The following is an 18,541-nucleotide window of genomic DNA, read 5'->3' on the forward strand; positions in this document are numbered from 1 at the left end:
AAGGGGAAGATACAAATGAGTAAAATATTAGAGGTGAAAGACCTTTCAATAGCATTTGAAACGTATGGAGGAGAAGTCCAGGCGGTCCGTGGTGTAGAGTTTGACCTACATGAACAGGAAACGTTGGCCATTGTGGGAGAGTCTGGTTCAGGTAAAAGTGTAACTGCACAATCACTTATGAGATTAACTCCGATGCCTCCCGGAAAATTCACCGGCGGTTCGATTATGTTTAATGGTGAAAATCTTGTCGATAAATCAGACAAGCAAATGGAAGATATTCGTGGAAGAGACATTAGTATGATTTTTCAGGATCCAATGACGTCTCTAAATCCAACTATGACTGTTGGAAAGCAAATTGCTGAAGGTCTAATTAAGCACCAAAATATGTCGAAAAAAGCAGCCCATAATCGAGGGGTTGAGTTGTTAAAACTTGTAGGTATTCCAAATCCAGAAACTAGAATTAATCAATACCCCCATCAATATTCGGGGGGGATGAGGCAACGGGCTATGATCGCAATAGCGCTTGCTTGTGATCCAAAGCTATTGATAGCTGATGAACCTACTACGGCTTTGGATGTAACCATTCAGGCACAGATTCTTGATCTGATGCGTGAAATCCAAAAGAAAACGGGAACAGCTATTATTCTCATTACACATGATCTTGGCGTAGTTGCGAATGCGGCGAGTAGGGTTGCTGTAATGTACGGTGGGAAAATTGTAGAAACAGGGAATGTTGATGAAATCTTTTATCAGCCAAAACATCCATATACATGGGGCCTGCTTTCTTCAATGCCAAGTCTAGATAGTAAAGAGGAAGAATTGGAGGCGATACCAGGGTCTCCACCAGATTTAAAGGATCCTCCAAAGGGTTGTCCTTTCGTTACCCGTTGCCCCTATGCAATGAAAGTTTGTGAGAATAACATGCCGGAATATACCGATGTTTCTGCTACACAAAAAACAGCCTGCTGGTTGCTAGATGAGCGTGCTCCTGATGTGGAACCACCTCAATCTGCAAGAGTTGAAGGGGTGAAGACACATGCATAGCAGCAAAGAAAAATTACTAGAAATAAAAGATCTAAAAAAGCATTTTAAACTAGATAGGAAAAATATATTGAAAGCTGTCGATGGTGTTTCATTTGATATTTACAAAGGTGAAACTTTTGGACTTGTAGGGGAATCTGGTTGCGGAAAATCTACTGCAGGAAGAACCATTATGCGATTATACGAGGCAACAGAAGGCGAAGTTGACTTCTATGGTGAAAACGTTCATGGGAAGAAACGTAAAAAGGAATTAAAGAAGTTTAATCAGGATATGCAGATGATTTTCCAAGACCCTTATGCGTCATTAAACCCACGTATGACGGTTAAGGATATTATTGCAGAAGGGCTTGATATTCATAAGCTGGCTCATTCAAGAAAAGAAAGAATGGACAAGGTAAATGAATTGCTAGAAACAGTGGGGCTCAACAGTGAACATGGTAACAGGTATCCCCATGAGTTCAGTGGAGGGCAGCGTCAACGTATTGGTATCGCCCGTGCATTGGCAGTAGACCCTAAATTTATTGTAGCTGATGAGCCGATATCTGCACTGGATGTTTCTATTCAAGCACAGGTTGTTAATCTTCTTAAAAGATTACAAAAAGAACATGGGCTTACCTACTTATTTATCGCTCATGACTTATCCATGGTAAAACATATCAGCGATCGGGTAGGAGTTATGTACTTAGGGAAAATGGCAGAAATTGCGCCAAGTGATGATTTGTACGCAGAGCCTTTACATCCATACACACAGGCATTACTAAGTGCTATTCCTATTTCAAACCCAGAAGTAGAACGTTCCCGCGAGCGTATTATAGTGGAAGGCGATGTCCCAAGCCCTGTAAGCCCACCAAGCGGTTGTCGCTTTAGAACAAGATGCCCATTTGCTATGGAGTCTTGTGCTAAAGTGGAACCAGAATGGCAAGAGCATACAGAAGGGCATTGGGTTGCATGCCACTTGTATAATGATAAGTATAATCAAGAATACAAACAAAAACAGGCTAATTAATAGAAGAAGAGGACGGGACATAACAGAAAGTTTTAGTCAAAAGACGGATGATAGCTAGAATAAGCGTAAGCAATATACGGAGACTCCTTGAAAATCAAAAAACGATTTTCTGCGTGCGATGCAACGCTGTCGAAGTCTTCCTTGTCCTATGGGAGGAAGGCCTAGACGAGACCCCGGAATGCGGAGCATCCGGAGGCTCACCAGCCGCCCATGGAAAGCGAAGTATTTTTCTGAAGCGGTTTTTCAGACACCATTACTTCGTATTTATCATTTGCGTAAATAACTTTGTCCCGTCCTCTTTTTTCTGTGCGCATTTATGTAATAAGATACGTATATTAGCAATCTATTGTAATATTAGTGAGATATATAGGCAATTTGACACAAATCTATTACATTTGTAATATTTGAGGCTAGTTTTGGTAATGCTTGTAATAGACTCTTAAAAGTCTTGTAACTGCATTGACTCTACCCGTGTGGTACGATAGTCAATGTCAGAAATTCAAGGAGGGACTATCGAATGAGAAAATTAGTAGCTTCATTCGCAACAGGCATTATTATTGCTGGCGCTGCTGCAACAACTGTTTCAGCAGAAGAGTACGAGGTAAAACCTGGAGACAACCTGTGGGACATAGCAGACGAATATAACACAACCGTAGACGATCTAGTTGACATAAATGAATTGAAATCCACTGTGATACTACCAAAACAAACATTATTTATTAATGAAATGTATGAGGTAGAAAAAGGAGATACGTTAATTGGTATTTCTAAAAAGTTTGATACTACGGTAGAAGATTTGAAAGAATGGAACGAGCTAGACTCTGATTTACTTACAATTGGACAAGAGTTAAAAATTCAGGGTGTAAACGTTGCAGAGGACAACAAGCCAGCTGCCAAAGTTGAAAAGAAAGAAACAGAGGAAAAAGAAGTAACTACACAGAACAATGCTAAAGCCGATAAAGAAGAGCAAGAAACTAAAGCAGAGAAAACAACGAAACAAACTTCAAATTCCGATCAAAAAGCAGAAGGAAAAACGATCTCTGTAACAGCAACTGCGTACACTGCAAATTGTGATGGTTGCTCTGGTGTTACTTCAACAGGTGTTGATTTAAATAAAAACCCTGATGCAAAAGTAATCGCTGTGGACCCTAATGTAATTCCACTTGGTTCTAAAGTTTATGTGGAAGGTTATGGTTATGCCACAGCTGCCGATATCGGCGGAGCAATTAAAGGTAATAAAATTGACTTGCACGTACCAAACAAAGATGCCGCTTATGACTGGGGCGTACGTACAGTAGATGTTACTGTTGTTGAATAAGTAAACAATTAAAATTAAATATAAGCTTTATAAAATAAAAGGGAAGCATCGTTTAGTAGATGTTTTCCTTTTATTTTTTTATATTAAACATATATTTTATCTAAGATTGGACACTAATAGAATGCGAGTTTTCGTCAACTATTTCTGTTGCGTCATCATTGACTTGAGTATAACCAATTACGCCAAATCCGACGATGAGCACTGCAAATAAGGCTACAAGTAATTTCTTCATGCTGATGCCTCCACTAATTTATTTATCCTGCCTTAAAACTGGCAGTAATCCCCCCATCAATTGAAGGTTCACGTTATATTTTAAGTATAATCGAGATTGTTAGTCCTAGCTATGCTTTTTGGTTACATTTTTACAGGTAATTCTTACAAATTTGTAAGGGTTTTAGAAGAGTTAGACTATTTATCAGGTACCTACTTCCATTAAACATTTAGTTGGCTTTGTGTTAAACTTAAAGTAAAGAGGAAGTACAATAAAGTGAAACTTCAATCAGTGGGGGTTCATTCTTTCCCCACTGATTGTTAGTTGAACGAATCGGGGTGTTAGCGTCCGTTTTCTCTCACTAAAAACATACAGTTTCACCTCAAGAAGTGGGAGACTTACGGACGGTTGCACCGGGATAAATCCATGTGATTGCCATATAAGGAGGAAAAAGTAATGAGTAGTAAGATACTAAATAACTTTTTAAATGAAAATATTGCTGAACTTAAAGAACGTGGATTATATAATGAAATTGATCCAGTAATCGGTGCAAACGGCCCGGAAATTAACATTGATGGAAAGTCGTTAGTGAACTTGTCTTCCAACAACTATTTAGGTCTCGCAACAGATGATAGACTGAAAGCGGTTGCGAAAGATGCTGTAGATTCGCATGGTGTTGGAGCTGGTGCCGTACGTACAATTAATGGGACGCTGGACCTCCATCTAAATTTAGAGAAAAAGCTAGCTGAATTTAAAGGTACAGAGGCGGCAATTTCCTTCCAATCTGGTTTTAATTGTAACATGGCAGCAATTTCAGCTGTTATGGATAAAAATGACGCAATTTTATCGGATGAACTAAACCATGCATCCATTATTGATGGATGCCGTCTATCAAAGGCGAAAATAATCCGTGTAAATCACTCTGATATGGAAGACCTTCGTCAAAAAGCCAAAGAGGCAACAGAGTCAGGCAATTATAATAAAGTAATGATTATAACCGATGGTGTATTTTCTATGGATGGCGATATTGCCAAGCTTCCTGAGATTGTGGAAATTGCAGAGGAGTTTGATCTGATCACCTATGTGGATGATGCACATGGCTCAGGGGTACTTGGTAAAGGCGCCGGAACAGTGAAGCATTTTGGCTTGCAGGATAAGGTGGACTTCCAAATGGGAACACTTTCTAAAGCAATTGGCGTAATTGGCGGGTATGTTGCTGGTAAGGCAAACTTAATTGACTGGCTGAAAGTTCGCTCCCGTCCATTTCTTTTCTCCACAGCCGTTTCACCAGCAGATGCAGTTGCGAGTACCCGAGCTATTGAGTTATTAATGGAAAGCACAGAACTTAATGAAAAACTATGGGAAAATGCCAACTACTTGAAAGCCGGTTTGAAAGAATTAGGCTTTAATATTGGGAATAGTGAAACACCAATTACCCCGTGTGTAATTGGGGACGAAAATGATACCCAAAAATTTAGCAGAAGACTTTATGAAGAAGGCGTATATGCAAAATCCATTGTGTTTCCAACAGTTCCACGAGGCACAGGGCGTGTCCGTAACATGCCAACTGCTGCACACACGAAAGAAATGCTGGATAACGCCTTGAAGGTTTATGAAAAAGTAGGTAAAGAGATGGGCATAATCTAGCATCAACGAAGATGAGGGGTTTGAAAAGATGAAAAAAATACTAGTGACAGGAGCCCTAGGTCAAATTGGCTCCGAACTTTTGGGCAAACTACGAGAGACTTATGGCACGGACAATGTTATTGGTACAGATATTCGAGAAGCAGAGGGCGGCCATAATGATGGCCCTTTTGAAATCGTCGATGTGACGAATGCTGAACAACTTCATGAAGTAGCAAACAAGTACAATGTAGATACAGTTATGCACTTGGCTGCATTGCTGTCTGCAAAAGCGGAGGTCTACCCAAAAGTCGCATGGGATATCAATATGGGCGGCCTTGTAAATGCTCTTGAAGTAGCGCGTGAGCTGGATCTAAAATTCTTCACGCCTAGTTCAATCGGCGCATTTGGTCCATCTACACCAAAAGATAACACTCCACAGGACACGCTCCAGCGTCCAACCACAATGTACGGTGTAAATAAGGTAGCAGGAGAACTATTGGCTGATTATTATTACCACCGCTTTGGTGTGGATACGAGAGGGGTACGTTTTCCTGGTCTAATTTCTTATGTCGCACCGCCGGGCGGGGGAACCACAGATTATGCCGTGGAGATATATTATGAAGCAATTAAAAAGAAGACCTATCACTCTTATATAGGCGAAGGTACGAAAATGGATATGATGTACATGCCGGATGCTCTGAATGCTATTATCCAGTTAATGGAATCTGATCCTGCTAGATTGGAACATCGTAACGCTTTTAATATTTCTGCGATATCTGCTGCACCAGAGGACTTCGAAACAGCGATCCAAAAGCATATACCAGATTTCAAATTAAGCTATGATGTGGATCCAGTCCGACAAAATATTGCCAACAGCTGGCCGAATAGCATAGATTCGTCTGTTGCTTCAAAAGAATGGGGATTTAAAGCAGATTACGATATTGATAGAATGACAAAAGAAATGCTGGAAAAAGTAGAACAGAAGCTTGTAAAACAATAAGAATTCAATAAGGAACACCCCGAAAAGTAGACCCTACTTTCGGGGTGTTTTTTAGGAAGACAAGCTTTTAGAAAAGAAGTCGAGTATTTAAGGTGAAAAAAAGAACGAATTACGCTTGATGCGTAATTCGCTCCGATTTATGTTTAGGGTAACAGATTAACCAGCATACATTGCAGAAATTTCTTTTTGAAGCTTCTTATCTGCAACATACTCGTCATAGCTCATTTCTTTATCGACAATACCATTTGGTGTGATTTCAATTAGACGGTTTGCGATACTTTGCACAAACTGATGGTCATGTGACGTGAACAAGATAGAACCTTTGAATTTAATTAGTCCATTATTTAGAGAGGTAATGGATTCCAAATCAAGATGGTTAGTTGGTTCATCTAACATTAGGACATTGGCATTGCTTAGCATCATTTTAGACAGCATACAACGCACTTTTTCACCACCGGAAAGGACGCTTGCTTTTTTAAGTGCTTCTTCACCCGAGAACAGCATTCTTCCAAGGAAGCCTCGAAGGAATGTTTCTGTTTCATCCTCTGGTGAATATTGACGAAGCCAGTCAACTAATGGTAGGTCATTGTTTTCAAAGTAAGCAGCGTTATCTTTAGGGAAGTAGGACTGAGATGTTGTTACACCCCATTTATACGTACCCTCATCTGGTTCTATTTCGCCTGCAAGGATTTTAAATAACGTTGTTTTTGCAATGTCATTTTTACCGACTAAGGCAATTTTATCATCCTTATTCATAGTAAAGCTGATGTTATCAAGGACCTTCACACCACTAACAGTTTTTGTTAACCCTTCTACACGTAAAAGATCATTGCCAATTTCACGTTCAGGCGTGAAAGCAATGTATGGATACTTACGTGATGATGGCTTGATATCATCTAAAGTAATATTATCCAACATTTTCTTTCTTGATGTTGCTTGCTTAGATTTAGAGGCGTTTGCACTAAACCTGGCAATAAAGTTTTGTAATTCTTTAATTTTCTCTTCTTTTTTCTTGTTATCATTTTGTGCCATTTGTGCAGCCAACTGGCTGGATTCGTACCAAAAATCATAGTTCCCGATATAAATTTGGATTTTACCAAAATCTACATCCGCTATGTGTGTACACACCTTGTTTAGGAAGTGACGATCATGGGATACCACAATAACAGTATTCTCAAAGTTAATTAGAAATTCTTCTAACCATTGGATAGCTTGAATATCTAGTCCGTTTGTTGGCTCATCCAGTAGAAGAATATCTGGATTACCGAATAATGCTTGAGCAAGGAGTACCTTAATCTTTTGGTCTGCAGCAAGATCGCCCATCTGTAACATGTGAAGGGATTCGTCAATGCCTAGTCCTTTTAATAAAACAGCGGCATCAGATTCAGCTTCCCAACCATTCATTTCAGCGAATTCGCCTTCAAGTTCAGCTGCACGCATACCGTCTTCCTCGGAAAAGTCGCCTTTCATGTAAATAGCATCTTTTTCTTGTTTGACAGCATATAGTTCCTCATGACCCATCAGAACTGTTTCCAACACTTGATGATCTTCATAAGCAAAATGATCCTGTTTTAATACAGCAAGTCTTTCTCCTGGTGAGAGACTTACATTTCCGGATTGGGCTTCAACTTCCCCCGATAAAACCTTTAGAAACGTTGACTTACCTGCACCATTGGCCCCAATTAGGCCATAACAATTGCCGGGTGTAAATTTTAAATTTACATCCTCAAACAATTTTTTATCTCCATATCGTAAACTTACATTATTTACATTAATCATGTATAACCGATTCCTCCAATAAAAATGAAATTGCAGTCACAGTTAGATTACGGTATTTAAGAGGTTTCGTCAATGTATAACACGCATATATTATAATAGGAAGTAATCTTTTCTAAAAATTTACTTGTATATTTGTTCGTTTTTTGCAATAGTAGATAAAAAGGGATTATGAAACAAGCATCTTAACATATAGAGAGAAGAAAGATTGGAGAGGGGGGACTGATTTGCAAGAGCGAACAATTTATTTGCTATTTACTGATACAGGTACTTACTTGGCAAAGGCCATAAACTTTTGTACACGGCAATCGCTAAACCACGTTTCCATTTCTCTTGATGGAGAGCTAAGACAAGTATATAGCTTTGGAAGAAAACGTCCAAGAAACCCTTTTATTGGAGGATTTGTAGAAGAAGACGTAACAAGTGATTTTCTAAGAAACTCTCAGTGTGCTGTATACAGTTGTAGCATTTCAGCAGAAGAATGCGAACAGATCATGGAAAATATAAAAGAAATTGAAGCAAAGAAAGATAATTATCGATATAATTTCATTGGACTTTTTGGCGTATTATTTCATATTAAAATAAATCGTAAAAACGCCCTGTTTTGCTCACAATTTGTGGCGACAGTACTAGAGGGTGTAAATACAATCCAGGTAAAGAAACCATCCCATTTTATAAGGCCTGGTGATTTACGAACGCTGGAAGGTATGCAATTAATTTACCAAGGGAAATTAGAACATTATCCGCGTCATTTAATGAGGCAAGAGAAAACTTTGGTAACTGGAACGCAGACAGAACAAAAGCAATCATTTATTTTTCTATTATCTTCTAAAGTTAAACGATTTGTTATTCGATAAAAACGAGCTATTGCTCGTTTTTTTATGTTAGGAGAGAATTACGATGCAATTACGATTACTTTTTCCTCTCCCAACAACATTAGTCAATTCCTAAGGTCTGATAAGGGATTCGGATACGGAAAGCAAGATTATTTGCCTCAAGATCAATATGTTCTACACCAACTTCGAAATTACTTCGAATATCCATTTCTGTAACGGCAACATAAATTTCTTCCTCTTTTGGATTCACGGTCACCCAGTCTGGCATAGGGAGGTACTTTCCAATATACTCCATTATTTTTCGATTCGGTAATTCAAGTAACCCTATGGATATTGATTTTTGCTTCAATATAATATCCCCATTTTCCTGTACCAATGGTTCCAGGTGTGCAGAGAGCGGAACTGTTGCGGAGAATACAGGAAGTTCTCCAATCAGGTGTACATCCTCATCTAATTCGATACGGTAGTGATGACTCGTGCCCTTCAATAATTGGTCTGTATAAGCGTTTATTAGGTCGTTAAGATTTTGTTTTGTCGTTCTTACAACAAATTCTGAGCTTTCATCCTGAGATGTTGCCTCATTTTCGGGATAGGAAGCATCAGGGACTGGCCAGAAGATAAGCGCAAGGAGGATGACTACCACTACAACATTTATCGCTAATAAGCTATAAAATAACTTTTTCCATTTACTTTTTACTTTCCTACGTTCTTTTCGATCTGTCATTGTTTTCATCCTTCTTCACTTGTTAGATATTCAAGCACCCTTTTAGCAATCCGTTTATATCCCTTATCATTGGGATGAAAGTTATCTTCGGAAAACAGATCAGCTTCTGACCCTTCGAAAAGATCTCTCGTTGGAATATACATTGTATTATCCAGTTCCTCCGTGACCTTACGACTAGTACCATTCCATTCTTCAACGATAACGCTAAGCTCCTTAATTTCTCGGAAATATTTACTAAAAGGATCGTAAAAACCTAGCAAGTATATTTGAGATTTCGGACTAATATCGTGGATTTTAGAAAAGATTTTCCTTAATCTATCTTCGTACGAGTCCCGTGCTTCATCAAAGTCTTCCATTTTTAGATTGGTGAAATTTTCTTTTACCACTTGCATAATATCATTCGCACCAATCGTAATGAGGACAATGTCTGACTGATGTATGGAGTCGACCACCTCGGGATCTTCTAACCTAGAGAGTAACTGATCTGATCGATTTCCACGTATCCCAAGGTTATCAATTGCTACAAGATCCTCTTCCTTGTTAATGGAACGGTCCAATATTCCGACATACCCACCTTGTTCATTTGTCGCCCCAACCCCCTGGGTGAGCGAATCACCGATGGCCGTTACATGTGTCTCTCTTAATGAAAAGAACTCCAAGGTGCTTTCTACGACATTAACAACGATCTCTGAAAGGGGCTTTTGTTCTGTTTCGCTAGCTGACTCTTGTTCAGTCTGCTCCTCTTCTTCTTTTTCAAGGTCCTCTTTTTCTTCTTCCGGCAGTTCGCTTTCCATAATAGTTACATCTTTAAATTGCGGTTTAGGCTGGTAAGAATAGATAACAACCATGCCGATACCGATAATAAGAACGGAGAGCAAAATAAGTATTATTACATTACGTTTTTTCATCAATATCCCACACCTAGCTGTTTGAATTTATTTAACATGTCAGGGAGTGTAAGTTCCAACAGATTAATTTGTTGGTTTCATATTATCCTATGCAAGATAGGCCTGTATTACATGTTGTCAGGCTAGTACTTCTAAAATATCACACTAGATTATCTCATGAATTCCGTCATTTAGGAAGTGGACAACTTCTTTTGTATGTTATGTAGGAATACTAGGTTAGAAGAGCAACGTGGGCCCGGAGGATCCGGGTCATGCCGATCGTTAACCCAGGACGGGTCGAACTTCGTCGGCCTTCCTTAATACGTGCGCTCTGAGCTTTTCTTTGTCTAGCTCAGAGCGTCAGAAACTAGGCGGCTTCACGCATCACCCTACGATAAAGAAGACTTGCCGACTGGTGAAAACCAGAGGCTTAGTCGCCCTTATACCCGGAGGGTGAAAGTCATCATCGATTCGTATCTCATCGAGATTCCTTTATCTCCTACGTAGGAATGCTCCATTAAAATCGCCACTTTGCGTGGCAACACGGAGCCATCTGGCATGGCCAGGCGCAGTTCGTACGTGGGCCCGGAGGATCCGGGTCATGCCGGCGTTGCCACAGGACGTGGCGTTCTTAGTCGGCCTTCCTTAATACGTGGGCTCTGAGCTTTTCTTTTAACATCAAAGAAAAATCGCCTTTTAAAAGGCGATATGTGAAAGAAAAGGGGTTATCTTTATTTTCCCCCATTTTGCAGAAAGATAAACCTGTTTTTCTGTAAGCTATTATATTAATTGTTTAGGAAGTGTTCGACCACAGGTCCCCATTTGTTGAATTCTGTTAGAAAACCATCATGGCCAAACTCTGTATCTACGTGAAAGTAACTTCCATTTGCCACTTCGCTTACGAACTGTTTCATGAAGGAGGGCTCAAAAATTAAATCCCTATCGTAGCTTATTGCAAGCAGGGGAGGCTTCATACTTCTTGCGGCAACCTCCCAACCACCTCTGTCCTTTCCAATATCATGCTCGTTCATTGCACGGAGCAACGTCAAATAACTGTTCGCATCAAACCTCTCTGTCAATTTTTTTCCCTGGTGGTCTAAATAACTACTAACGTCATATTTAAGTTGATTACCTTTTCGATCAAAACGCTGATTGAACAAGGTAGCACTTCTATAGGTGACCATGCCAATCATCCTAGCAATTTCCAATCCTTTTAATGAATGGTTCGATTCATACTGGCCATTTTTCCAGGCGGGATCCTGTTTAATGGATGTTTCAGCAATATGGTTGTAAGCAATCCCGTAGTCTGTAAACACTGGAGTAGAGGCAAGAACGATGAGTTTATCCATTTTATCTGGATAGAGGAGTCCCCATTCCATTACCTGCATACCTCCGAGTGATCCTCCCATCACGGCAGCAAGGTGGTGGATACCCATTATTGTCAATGCCTTGTGTTGAGCATGGACCATATCCCTAACCGTGATGTCAGGGAAATGACTTCGGTAGGCCGCATTGGTCTTGTTATGAATAGTGGTGGGACCTGTTGAGCCATGACAACCACCAAGTACATTAAAGGTGAGGACTTGATAGGCGTCTGTGTCAACATACATACTCTCGCCAATAAGACCACTCCACCAGCCGGGATTTTTATCATTTCCAATTGTATGCTGGTTCCCTGTTAAGGCGTGGCATACAAGAATAAAAGGAGCACCCTCTGGTCCGGAAATCTCATAACGGAGAGAAACCTCCTCAAGCAGCTCCCCAGAAGTGAGGAGGAGTGGTCCAATGGTGATGTCCCCAGTAGTAGCAACCGTTCTCTGGGAATTTGTCATAAAACGCCCTCCTTACCCTTGAAGAGTAGTGCTTTGGTTGATTCATTTATCACAAGATAACCTCCCAGGAAATTTCCATTCTCACACTCCTGCAATCACACTCTCAGGAAGCCCTCCCCTTAAGCGGATGAATTCATCATAGGGGGTATTTCCAGAGACAACTGTAATCCCGGTTGCCTCAGCATTTTCGATAAGTTGTGTATGGCCCTCTAGATAACGTACCCATAAGATACTGCTTTGCTTATTTATGAATTGTTCTAAAGTGTCAGATGGAAGGACGTTGTGATCTACATAGACAGCGTCTACTTGATAAGGTACATCTGCTAACTGAGTAAAACGATTCTTTTCTCCGTTGATTTCCTGCTGGATTGTTGGAACAAGGAATCCGAGTGCTTTAAGCTGTTCAATTGTTTTATTCACTTCTCTATTGTTTCCTTCAGTATAAACTGCGATTGCTTTTTGTCTTACTGTCCCATCACTTCGGTCGAATGGAGATCTGACGAGCCATTCTATTGCATCTTTTTCCGAAGGTTTTTGGTTCGTTGTTTTACCAACAGCCTGATTGATCGCCTCATCCAATGTGCTTAGCAGGTCAGAAGTAGCTTCTAACCCGATAGATAATCGAACTAACTCTTCCGACACCCCGGAGCTTTTCAACTCTTCTGGGTTAAGCTGCTGGTGGGTAGTCGAGGCTGGATGGATAATGAGTGACTTCGCATCCCCCACATTCGCTACATGTGACCATAATGATATGGAATCAATCAGTTTCCGGCCAGCTTCCCGGCCACCTTTTATGCCAAACGTTATGATAGAACCATATCCGTTTTTTAAATACTTTTTAGCTAGCTGGTGAGAGGGATGGTTTTGTAGACCAGGGTAGTTTACCCATTCAACAGCAGGGTGATCGGCTAGGTACGCAGCAATTTCTTGAGCATTTTTAGTGTGTTTTTCTATTCGCAAATGTAATGTCTCCAGTCCCTGTAATAACTGAAAGGCACCTTGTGGGCTTAAACAAGCTCCAATATCACGTAAAAGCTCTACGCGTAATTTTGTCGCAAAGGCGGCTGCCCCGACATCAATAAAACGTAATCCGTTATAGCTTTCCTGAGGCTCAGTAAACCCTTTAAATCTCGCATTGTTCCAATTAAAGCGGCCACCGTCAACCACAACACCACCAATTGTTGTTCCATGTCCACCGATCCATTTTGTAGCTGAATGGACAACGACATCCGCTCCCCAAGTAAGTGGCTTGGTTAAGTACGGTGCAAACGTGTTATCAATAATGAGCGGGATGCCATGCTGGTGAGCGATGGCTGATACAGCCTCTACATCAAAGATATTTAGACTAGGGTTTGTAATGATTTCTCCAAAAATAGCTTTTGTCTTGTCTGTTATAGCATTCTTGATTTCTTCAAGATCGGTCCCATCTACAAATTTTACAGTTATTCCATAGCGCGGCAACGTGTGAGTAAATAAGTTGTAGGTACCACCATACAAATTGCTGTCTGCAACAATTTCATCTCCAGATCCGGCAATGTTTAATATTGCAAAGGATATTGCGGCCATACCTGATGACGTAGCTACAGCTGCAACTCCATCTTCCAGTTGGGCAATTCGTTGTTCAAATACGTCAACCGTTGGGTTCCCTATCCGTGAATAAATGTTGCCCGCTTCTGATAAACCAAATAGGTTTTGTGCATGCTCCGTATTATTGAACACATAAGAAGTTGTTTGATAAATGGGTACAGCCCTTGCCCCGGTAGATGGATCAGGCACCTGTCCTCCGTGAAGTAACGTTGTTTCATCCTGTTGGTAAGTAAATGATGACATGTAAATTCCTCCTTTAAGATTATGGACTGCCAGTCAACAGCTTTTCGATGTAAGACTGCAGTTTGCAGTGTAACCGGTCTGGGGGAGGAGGGGGGAATATAAAAAGCCCTCTTCCTAAGAAGAGGGCGTATAATTCACGTTCCTCCTCTTATCTTCCAGATCCAAGATGATCTGTAGGATTTAGCACCATCGGAAGCAAACAAGGTTTGCTTTCAGGTTGCCGGGCTTCGCAGGGCCTATTCCCTCCACCGCTCTTGATAAGAGATTTAATTTTTAAATTATTCACATTATAAAACCGATTATACGCGATTGTCAACCGTTTATTGAAAATAATTGTATAGTAAAAAAACAAGAGGCAAGAACCTCTTGTTAAGTGACATACGGTCTATTCTCTCGCCCTTTTTCGAAAAGGGAAATAAGTTGATAGCATATAGTTGATGAGGGCTATCCAGATAAGAGAAAATGCGATTAAATGAGCAGTAGTGAAGGTTTCATTATATACAAACACACCGAGAACCAACATAATGGTCGGAGCAATGTATTGGAGAAACCCAATCATGGCTAGCGGTATTCTTCTTGCTCCACCTGCAAACAAAAGTAACGGAACTGCTGTAACGATTCCTGCGCCAATGAGTAGCAAGGTGGAGGACGTAAAGAAAGTATTAGCCTGAAAAATATTTTCCGGGATAATCAGTAAATAAAGGATAGCTATTGGTGTAATAAACATTGTTTCAATTGTTAAACTAGCAAAAGCTCCTACATTTAATCTCTTTTTAAATAATCCGTATAGCCCAAAGCTCATAGCGAGCAATAAGGATACCCAAGGGAAAACCCCGTAGCTAACTGTTAAAAATAGAACGCCTGCACCTGCAAGAATAAAGGAAACCAGCTGTCTTTTTGTCAGGGTTTCTTTTAACACGAGAATACCGAGTAATATACTAATTAATGGATTAATATAATAGCCAAGGCTTGCTTGAAGAACATGGTCGCTATTCACAGCCCAAATGAAGGTCAGCCAGTTGAGTGTAATCATAATGGATGCAAAAATCACAGCAATTAATTGCTTTTTGTTGGTCAAGATTGCTTTGCATTCCTTGAGTACGGTGGACCACTTTCCTAGCAAGGCAATGAGTACTAGCATGAAGACGAACGACCATACTATTCTGTGTGCGAGAATTTCACCAGCAGATACATGATTCACTGCCTTCCAGTAGATCGGTAGAAAACCCCAGAGTAAATATGCCCCTGCAGTTAGTAGAATGCCTGTTTGTTCCTGTTTTGCGTTCATGCCAACCCTTCTTTTCTATACAAATTTGTCCCCCGCGTGTAACTGCAAAACTTCTTTTATCAAATAAACTCCATTTTAAAAGAGTCTGATCTAAAAAGCAAAAAGCATGATTGTAGTTATAAGAAAACGCTTTCAAAAAAAGTGTTAATAGAATAAGATAGTAGTAGAATAAGAAATCATTTCAGGGGGGATCTTTGTGAAGAAAGACGATCAACATATCGAAACAGCAGTTATCCACCAGGGCTATGACGCAAAGGATATGCTGGGGAGTCTGACACCACCTATTTTCCAGACCTCCACGTTCACATTTGCTACCGCAGAACAAGGAGAAAGGCGGTTTGCAGGGGAGGAAGAGGGCTACATTTACTCACGGCTAGGGAATCCAACAGTAAAGATTCTAGAAGAGAGAATTGCTTCATTAGAGCAGGCTGAACGTGGTCTAGCTTTTGCTTCAGGAATGGCTGCTGTGTCTTCAGTGCTAATTGCTCTAACAAAAGCAAACGATCATATTCTATGTTCTTCAGGGCTTTATGGCTGTACCTACGGCCTTTTATCTATGCTACAAGAGAAGTACCAGATAAGCCATGACTTTTCAGTAATGGATACTGAAGAGAGTATCCGAGAAAAAATAAAACCAGAAACAGCATGTATTTATGTCGAAACACCAATTAATCCGACGATCCGGTTAATTAATCTTAAAATGGTTGCAGATATAGCAAAGGAGTATGATATTCCTGTTGTGGTCGACAATACATTCTCCACACCCTATTTACAGCGACCACTTGAACTTGGCTGTGACATCGTAGTTCATAGTGCTACCAAGTATATTGGTGGGCATGGTGATGTGATAGCAGGCCTAGTAGTAGGAAAGAAAGCGTTTCTTGATTCAGTTGCCATGACAACACAGAAAGATATTGGAGGCATTATTTCTCCATTTGATGCATGGCTGCTTCTTCGGGGTATGAAAACATTACCTATCCGAATGGACCGGCATTGTGATAATGCAGAAAAGATTGCAAGATTGCTCGAGAACCATCCTAAGATATCGGCTGTTTATTATCCATTTAGTGCCCAGATGAAGGAGCAGAATTTTGATGAACAGATGAGACGCGGAGGCGGGGTTCTCTCCTTTGAGATTTATGGTTCAAAAAAGGACGCCCAAACATTGCTTAACCATCTCACTTTTATAAAAATTGCAGTAAGCTTAGGGGATGCGGAGACATTAATTGAGCATCCGGCAACAATGACACATGCGGTTATCCCAGAAGACACTCGTATGGAGATGGGGATAACTGATCAGCTTATAAGGCTTTCAGCGGGATTAGAGGCATGGGAAGATATTTGGCATGATTTGGAACAGGCACTAAGTAAAATATAGTATTGCTACCCCTTACAGAGGCACTCTGTGAGGGTTTTTTCTCGGCTTCTTCGTTTTTGTTTTTAACTAGGCGATATTTGCTTGTCATTTTTTCCTGGCATAATCTTCAAGCTCTGAGGGTAAATATATAAGATGGGATAGGTGCATGGTACCCATATGACGGTATATGGAAAGATGTGCTATATTATATAAATGATCCGTTTTAGACCGTGAGCAGAGTTTTGGAGGGAGCCTTACATATGGAAATCATATCCTTATTATTAGGTCTAACTATCTTTTTTAATATTGCGCTAGGCATCTCCATTATCTTTTTGGAAAGAAAGGATGCCACTTCTACGTGGGCGTGGTTGATGGTATTATTGTTTATTCCGATTATCGGGTTCTTTCTTTACTTAATTTTTGGAAAGCCAATAAGTAAACGTAGAATTTTCACTTGGGACACGAAAAGTCGTCTCGGTGTAAAGACTGCTGTCCAATCCCAACTGCGGGCCCTGGAAAGAAATAACTTTAGCTTTAAGCATGAGGAGATCGCCGAGTATGAAGATTTAGTTTATCTACATCTACGCAATGATGATGCTATTTTTACCCAAGATAATACCGTGGATATTTTTACAGACGGTAAGGAAAAGTTTGATGCTTTAATCCAGGATATGGAGAGAGCTACCGATCATATACATCTTCTGTACTATATTTTAAGAAGTGATCAACTAGGAGATAGAATTGCAGACGTATTAATCAAGAAGGCTAATGAGGGAATTGAAGTTCGGGTGCTCTATGATGACATGGGTTCCAGAACGCTAAAACCCAGATACATAAAAAGACTTCGTCGGGCTGGCGCTCAAGTAGAAGCCTTTTTTCCGCCAAAGATACCGAAGATCAATTTTAAAATAAATTATCGGAATCACCGTAAATTAGCCATTATTGATGGGAAAGTGGGCTATACTGGGGGATTTAATATTGGGGATGAATACCTTGGTACAGTCAAAAAATTTGGATATTGGCGTGACACCCATTTAAGGATATGCGGAGATGCGGTAACAAATATGCAGACACGATTTATACTAGATTGGAATCAGGCTTCACGACATCATATTTTTTATGATGAACGATACTATAACCATAGCCATAAGGGAGATGTCGGGATTCAGATCGTCTCCAGTGGGCCAGATTCTGAGTGGGAACAAATTAAAAATGGTTACATCAAAATGATTATGTCAGCTAAAGAATATATATACATTCAAACCCCCTATTTTATTCCTGATGACAGTTTGCGAGACGCCATACGAATTGCGACACTGTCAGGGGTGAAAGTGAGAATTATGATTCCGAATAAGCCTGACCATCCTTTTGTGTACTGGGCAACTCTTTCCTACATTGGCGATTTATTAAATGCAGGAGCAGAGATTTATATTTATCAAAATGGCTTTCTGCATGCTAAAACCATTGTAGTAGATGGAAAAATAGCATCTGTGGGAACTGCAAATATTGATGTGCGCAGTTTCCGTTTAAATTTTGAAGTGAATGCTTTCCTTTATGATAAAGGGGTAACCGAAAGACTAGTCGAGGCATTTAACAATGATATTGAACACTCGACACAAATGACGAAAAAGCTTTATGACCAGCGTTCTCTCGGGATTCGCTTTAAAGAATCTATTTCACGACTATTATCACCTGTTTTGTAAAATACTAAAGAGAGATGGGAATGGGCTTTTGCCCATCCAATGACTTGTGGTAATATATATCAATACGCTTTAAAACGATTATTTTCTATAATGAAGGAATATAAAG

At 40.1% G+C, this 18,541-nt stretch carries 15 protein-coding genes and 1 riboswitch; of the genes, 8 read left to right on the top strand and 7 right to left on the bottom strand.

The window, feature by feature from the left end; genetic code table 11:
- Positions 1 to 15: 15 nt before the first annotated feature.
- The 3 genes from ACTWPF_RS02405 to ACTWPF_RS02415 all read left to right on the top strand — a co-directional run bounded on the left by ACTWPF_RS02405 (position 16) and on the right by ACTWPF_RS02415 (position 3,365).
- On the top strand, positions 16 to 1,044 hold the full coding sequence (locus ACTWPF_RS02405) for an ABC transporter ATP-binding protein (protein ID WP_161464934.1): 1,029 nt from the start codon (positions 16 to 18) through the stop codon (positions 1,042 to 1,044).
- The gene (locus ACTWPF_RS02410; protein ID WP_106898105.1) at positions 1,037 to 2,047 is read left to right on the top strand and encodes an ABC transporter ATP-binding protein; all 1,011 of its coding nucleotides are present in this window, start codon (positions 1,037 to 1,039) and stop codon (positions 2,045 to 2,047) included. The genes ACTWPF_RS02405 and ACTWPF_RS02410 overlap by 8 nt, the downstream gene beginning before the upstream one ends.
- 517 nt (positions 2,048 to 2,564) lie before the next feature.
- Positions 2,565 to 3,365 carry a 3D domain-containing protein gene (locus ACTWPF_RS02415; protein ID WP_106898104.1) on the top strand — a complete coding sequence of 267 codons (801 nt, stop codon included), beginning with the start codon at positions 2,565 to 2,567 and terminating at the stop codon, positions 3,363 to 3,365.
- 100 nt (positions 3,366 to 3,465) lie between these two features.
- Here the strand turns inward: ACTWPF_RS02415 and ACTWPF_RS02420 are convergent, their stop codons facing one another.
- Complete coding sequence (locus ACTWPF_RS02420; RefSeq protein ID WP_259343647.1) at positions 3,466 to 3,597, bottom strand: hypothetical protein; 132 nt, start codon at positions 3,595 to 3,597, stop codon at positions 3,466 to 3,468.
- A 435-nt stretch (positions 3,598 to 4,032) separates the two neighbouring features.
- Between ACTWPF_RS02420 and ACTWPF_RS02425 the strand changes: the two genes are divergently transcribed.
- Both ACTWPF_RS02425 and ACTWPF_RS02430 read left to right on the top strand, forming a co-directional pair.
- Positions 4,033 to 5,223, top strand: a complete 1,191-nt coding sequence (locus ACTWPF_RS02425; RefSeq protein WP_443148183.1) for a glycine C-acetyltransferase — start codon at positions 4,033 to 4,035, stop codon at positions 5,221 to 5,223.
- 28 nt (positions 5,224 to 5,251) lie between these two features.
- Positions 5,252 to 6,202, top strand: a complete 951-nt coding sequence (locus tag ACTWPF_RS02430; RefSeq protein WP_106898102.1) for an L-threonine 3-dehydrogenase — start codon at positions 5,252 to 5,254, stop codon at positions 6,200 to 6,202.
- Between the two features lie 156 nt (positions 6,203 to 6,358).
- Here the strand turns inward: ACTWPF_RS02430 and ACTWPF_RS02435 are convergent, their stop codons facing one another.
- Positions 6,359 to 7,981, bottom strand: a complete 1,623-nt coding sequence (locus ACTWPF_RS02435; protein ID WP_106898101.1) for an ABC-F family ATP-binding cassette domain-containing protein — start codon at positions 7,979 to 7,981, stop codon at positions 6,359 to 6,361.
- A gap of 224 nt (positions 7,982 to 8,205) precedes the next feature.
- Here ACTWPF_RS02435 and ACTWPF_RS02440 point away from each other — a divergent pair, with 224 nt between their 5' ends.
- Entirely contained in the window at positions 8,206 to 8,835 is a 630-nt protein-coding gene (locus tag ACTWPF_RS02440) for a hypothetical protein (RefSeq protein ID WP_106898100.1), read from the top strand.
- A gap of 79 nt (positions 8,836 to 8,914) precedes the next feature.
- Here ACTWPF_RS02440 and ACTWPF_RS02445 read toward each other — a convergent pair whose 3' ends face one another.
- The 5 genes from ACTWPF_RS02445 to rarD form a co-directional block, all read right to left on the bottom strand.
- A complete protein-coding gene (locus tag ACTWPF_RS02445) occupies positions 8,915 to 9,538 on the bottom strand; it encodes a YpmS family protein (RefSeq protein WP_036577585.1) in 624 nt (207 codons plus the stop codon).
- Positions 9,539 to 9,543: 5 nt separating this feature from the next.
- Positions 9,544 to 10,446, bottom strand: coding sequence for an SGNH/GDSL hydrolase family protein (locus tag ACTWPF_RS02450; RefSeq protein ID WP_443148184.1), 903 nt, complete (start codon positions 10,444 to 10,446; stop codon positions 9,544 to 9,546).
- Between the two features lie 764 nt (positions 10,447 to 11,210).
- Positions 11,211 to 12,257: a homoserine O-acetyltransferase MetX gene (metX, locus tag ACTWPF_RS02455; RefSeq protein WP_106898097.1), complete on the bottom strand. Its 1,047-nt coding sequence runs from the start codon at positions 12,255 to 12,257 to the stop codon at positions 11,211 to 11,213.
- A gap of 81 nt (positions 12,258 to 12,338) precedes the next feature.
- Entirely contained in the window at positions 12,339 to 14,087 is a 1,749-nt protein-coding gene (locus ACTWPF_RS02460; RefSeq protein ID WP_443148185.1) for an aminotransferase class I/II-fold pyridoxal phosphate-dependent enzyme, read from the bottom strand.
- Between the two features lie 145 nt (positions 14,088 to 14,232).
- Positions 14,233 to 14,351: riboswitch (SAM riboswitch) on the bottom strand.
- 121 nt (positions 14,352 to 14,472) lie between these two features.
- Positions 14,473 to 15,375: an EamA family transporter RarD gene (gene rarD, locus ACTWPF_RS02465; RefSeq protein WP_106898095.1), complete on the bottom strand. Its 903-nt coding sequence runs from the start codon at positions 15,373 to 15,375 to the stop codon at positions 14,473 to 14,475.
- Positions 15,376 to 15,571: 196 nt separating this feature from the next.
- Here rarD and megL point away from each other — a divergent pair, with 196 nt between their 5' ends.
- Both megL and cls read left to right on the top strand, forming a co-directional pair.
- The gene (gene megL, locus ACTWPF_RS02470; protein ID WP_106898094.1) at positions 15,572 to 16,753 is read left to right on the top strand and encodes a methionine gamma-lyase; all 1,182 of its coding nucleotides are present in this window, start codon (positions 15,572 to 15,574) and stop codon (positions 16,751 to 16,753) included.
- Positions 16,754 to 16,992: 239 nt separating this feature from the next.
- The gene (gene cls / locus ACTWPF_RS02475) at positions 16,993 to 18,435 is read left to right on the top strand and encodes a cardiolipin synthase (protein WP_106898093.1); all 1,443 of its coding nucleotides are present in this window, start codon (positions 16,993 to 16,995) and stop codon (positions 18,433 to 18,435) included.
- Positions 18,436 to 18,541: the final 106 nt, after the last annotated feature.

Source organism: Oceanobacillus sp. M65 (assembly GCF_052246275.1).
Taxonomy (GTDB): domain Bacteria; phylum Bacillota; class Bacilli; order Bacillales; family Amphibacillaceae; genus Oceanobacillus_B; species Oceanobacillus_B jordanicus.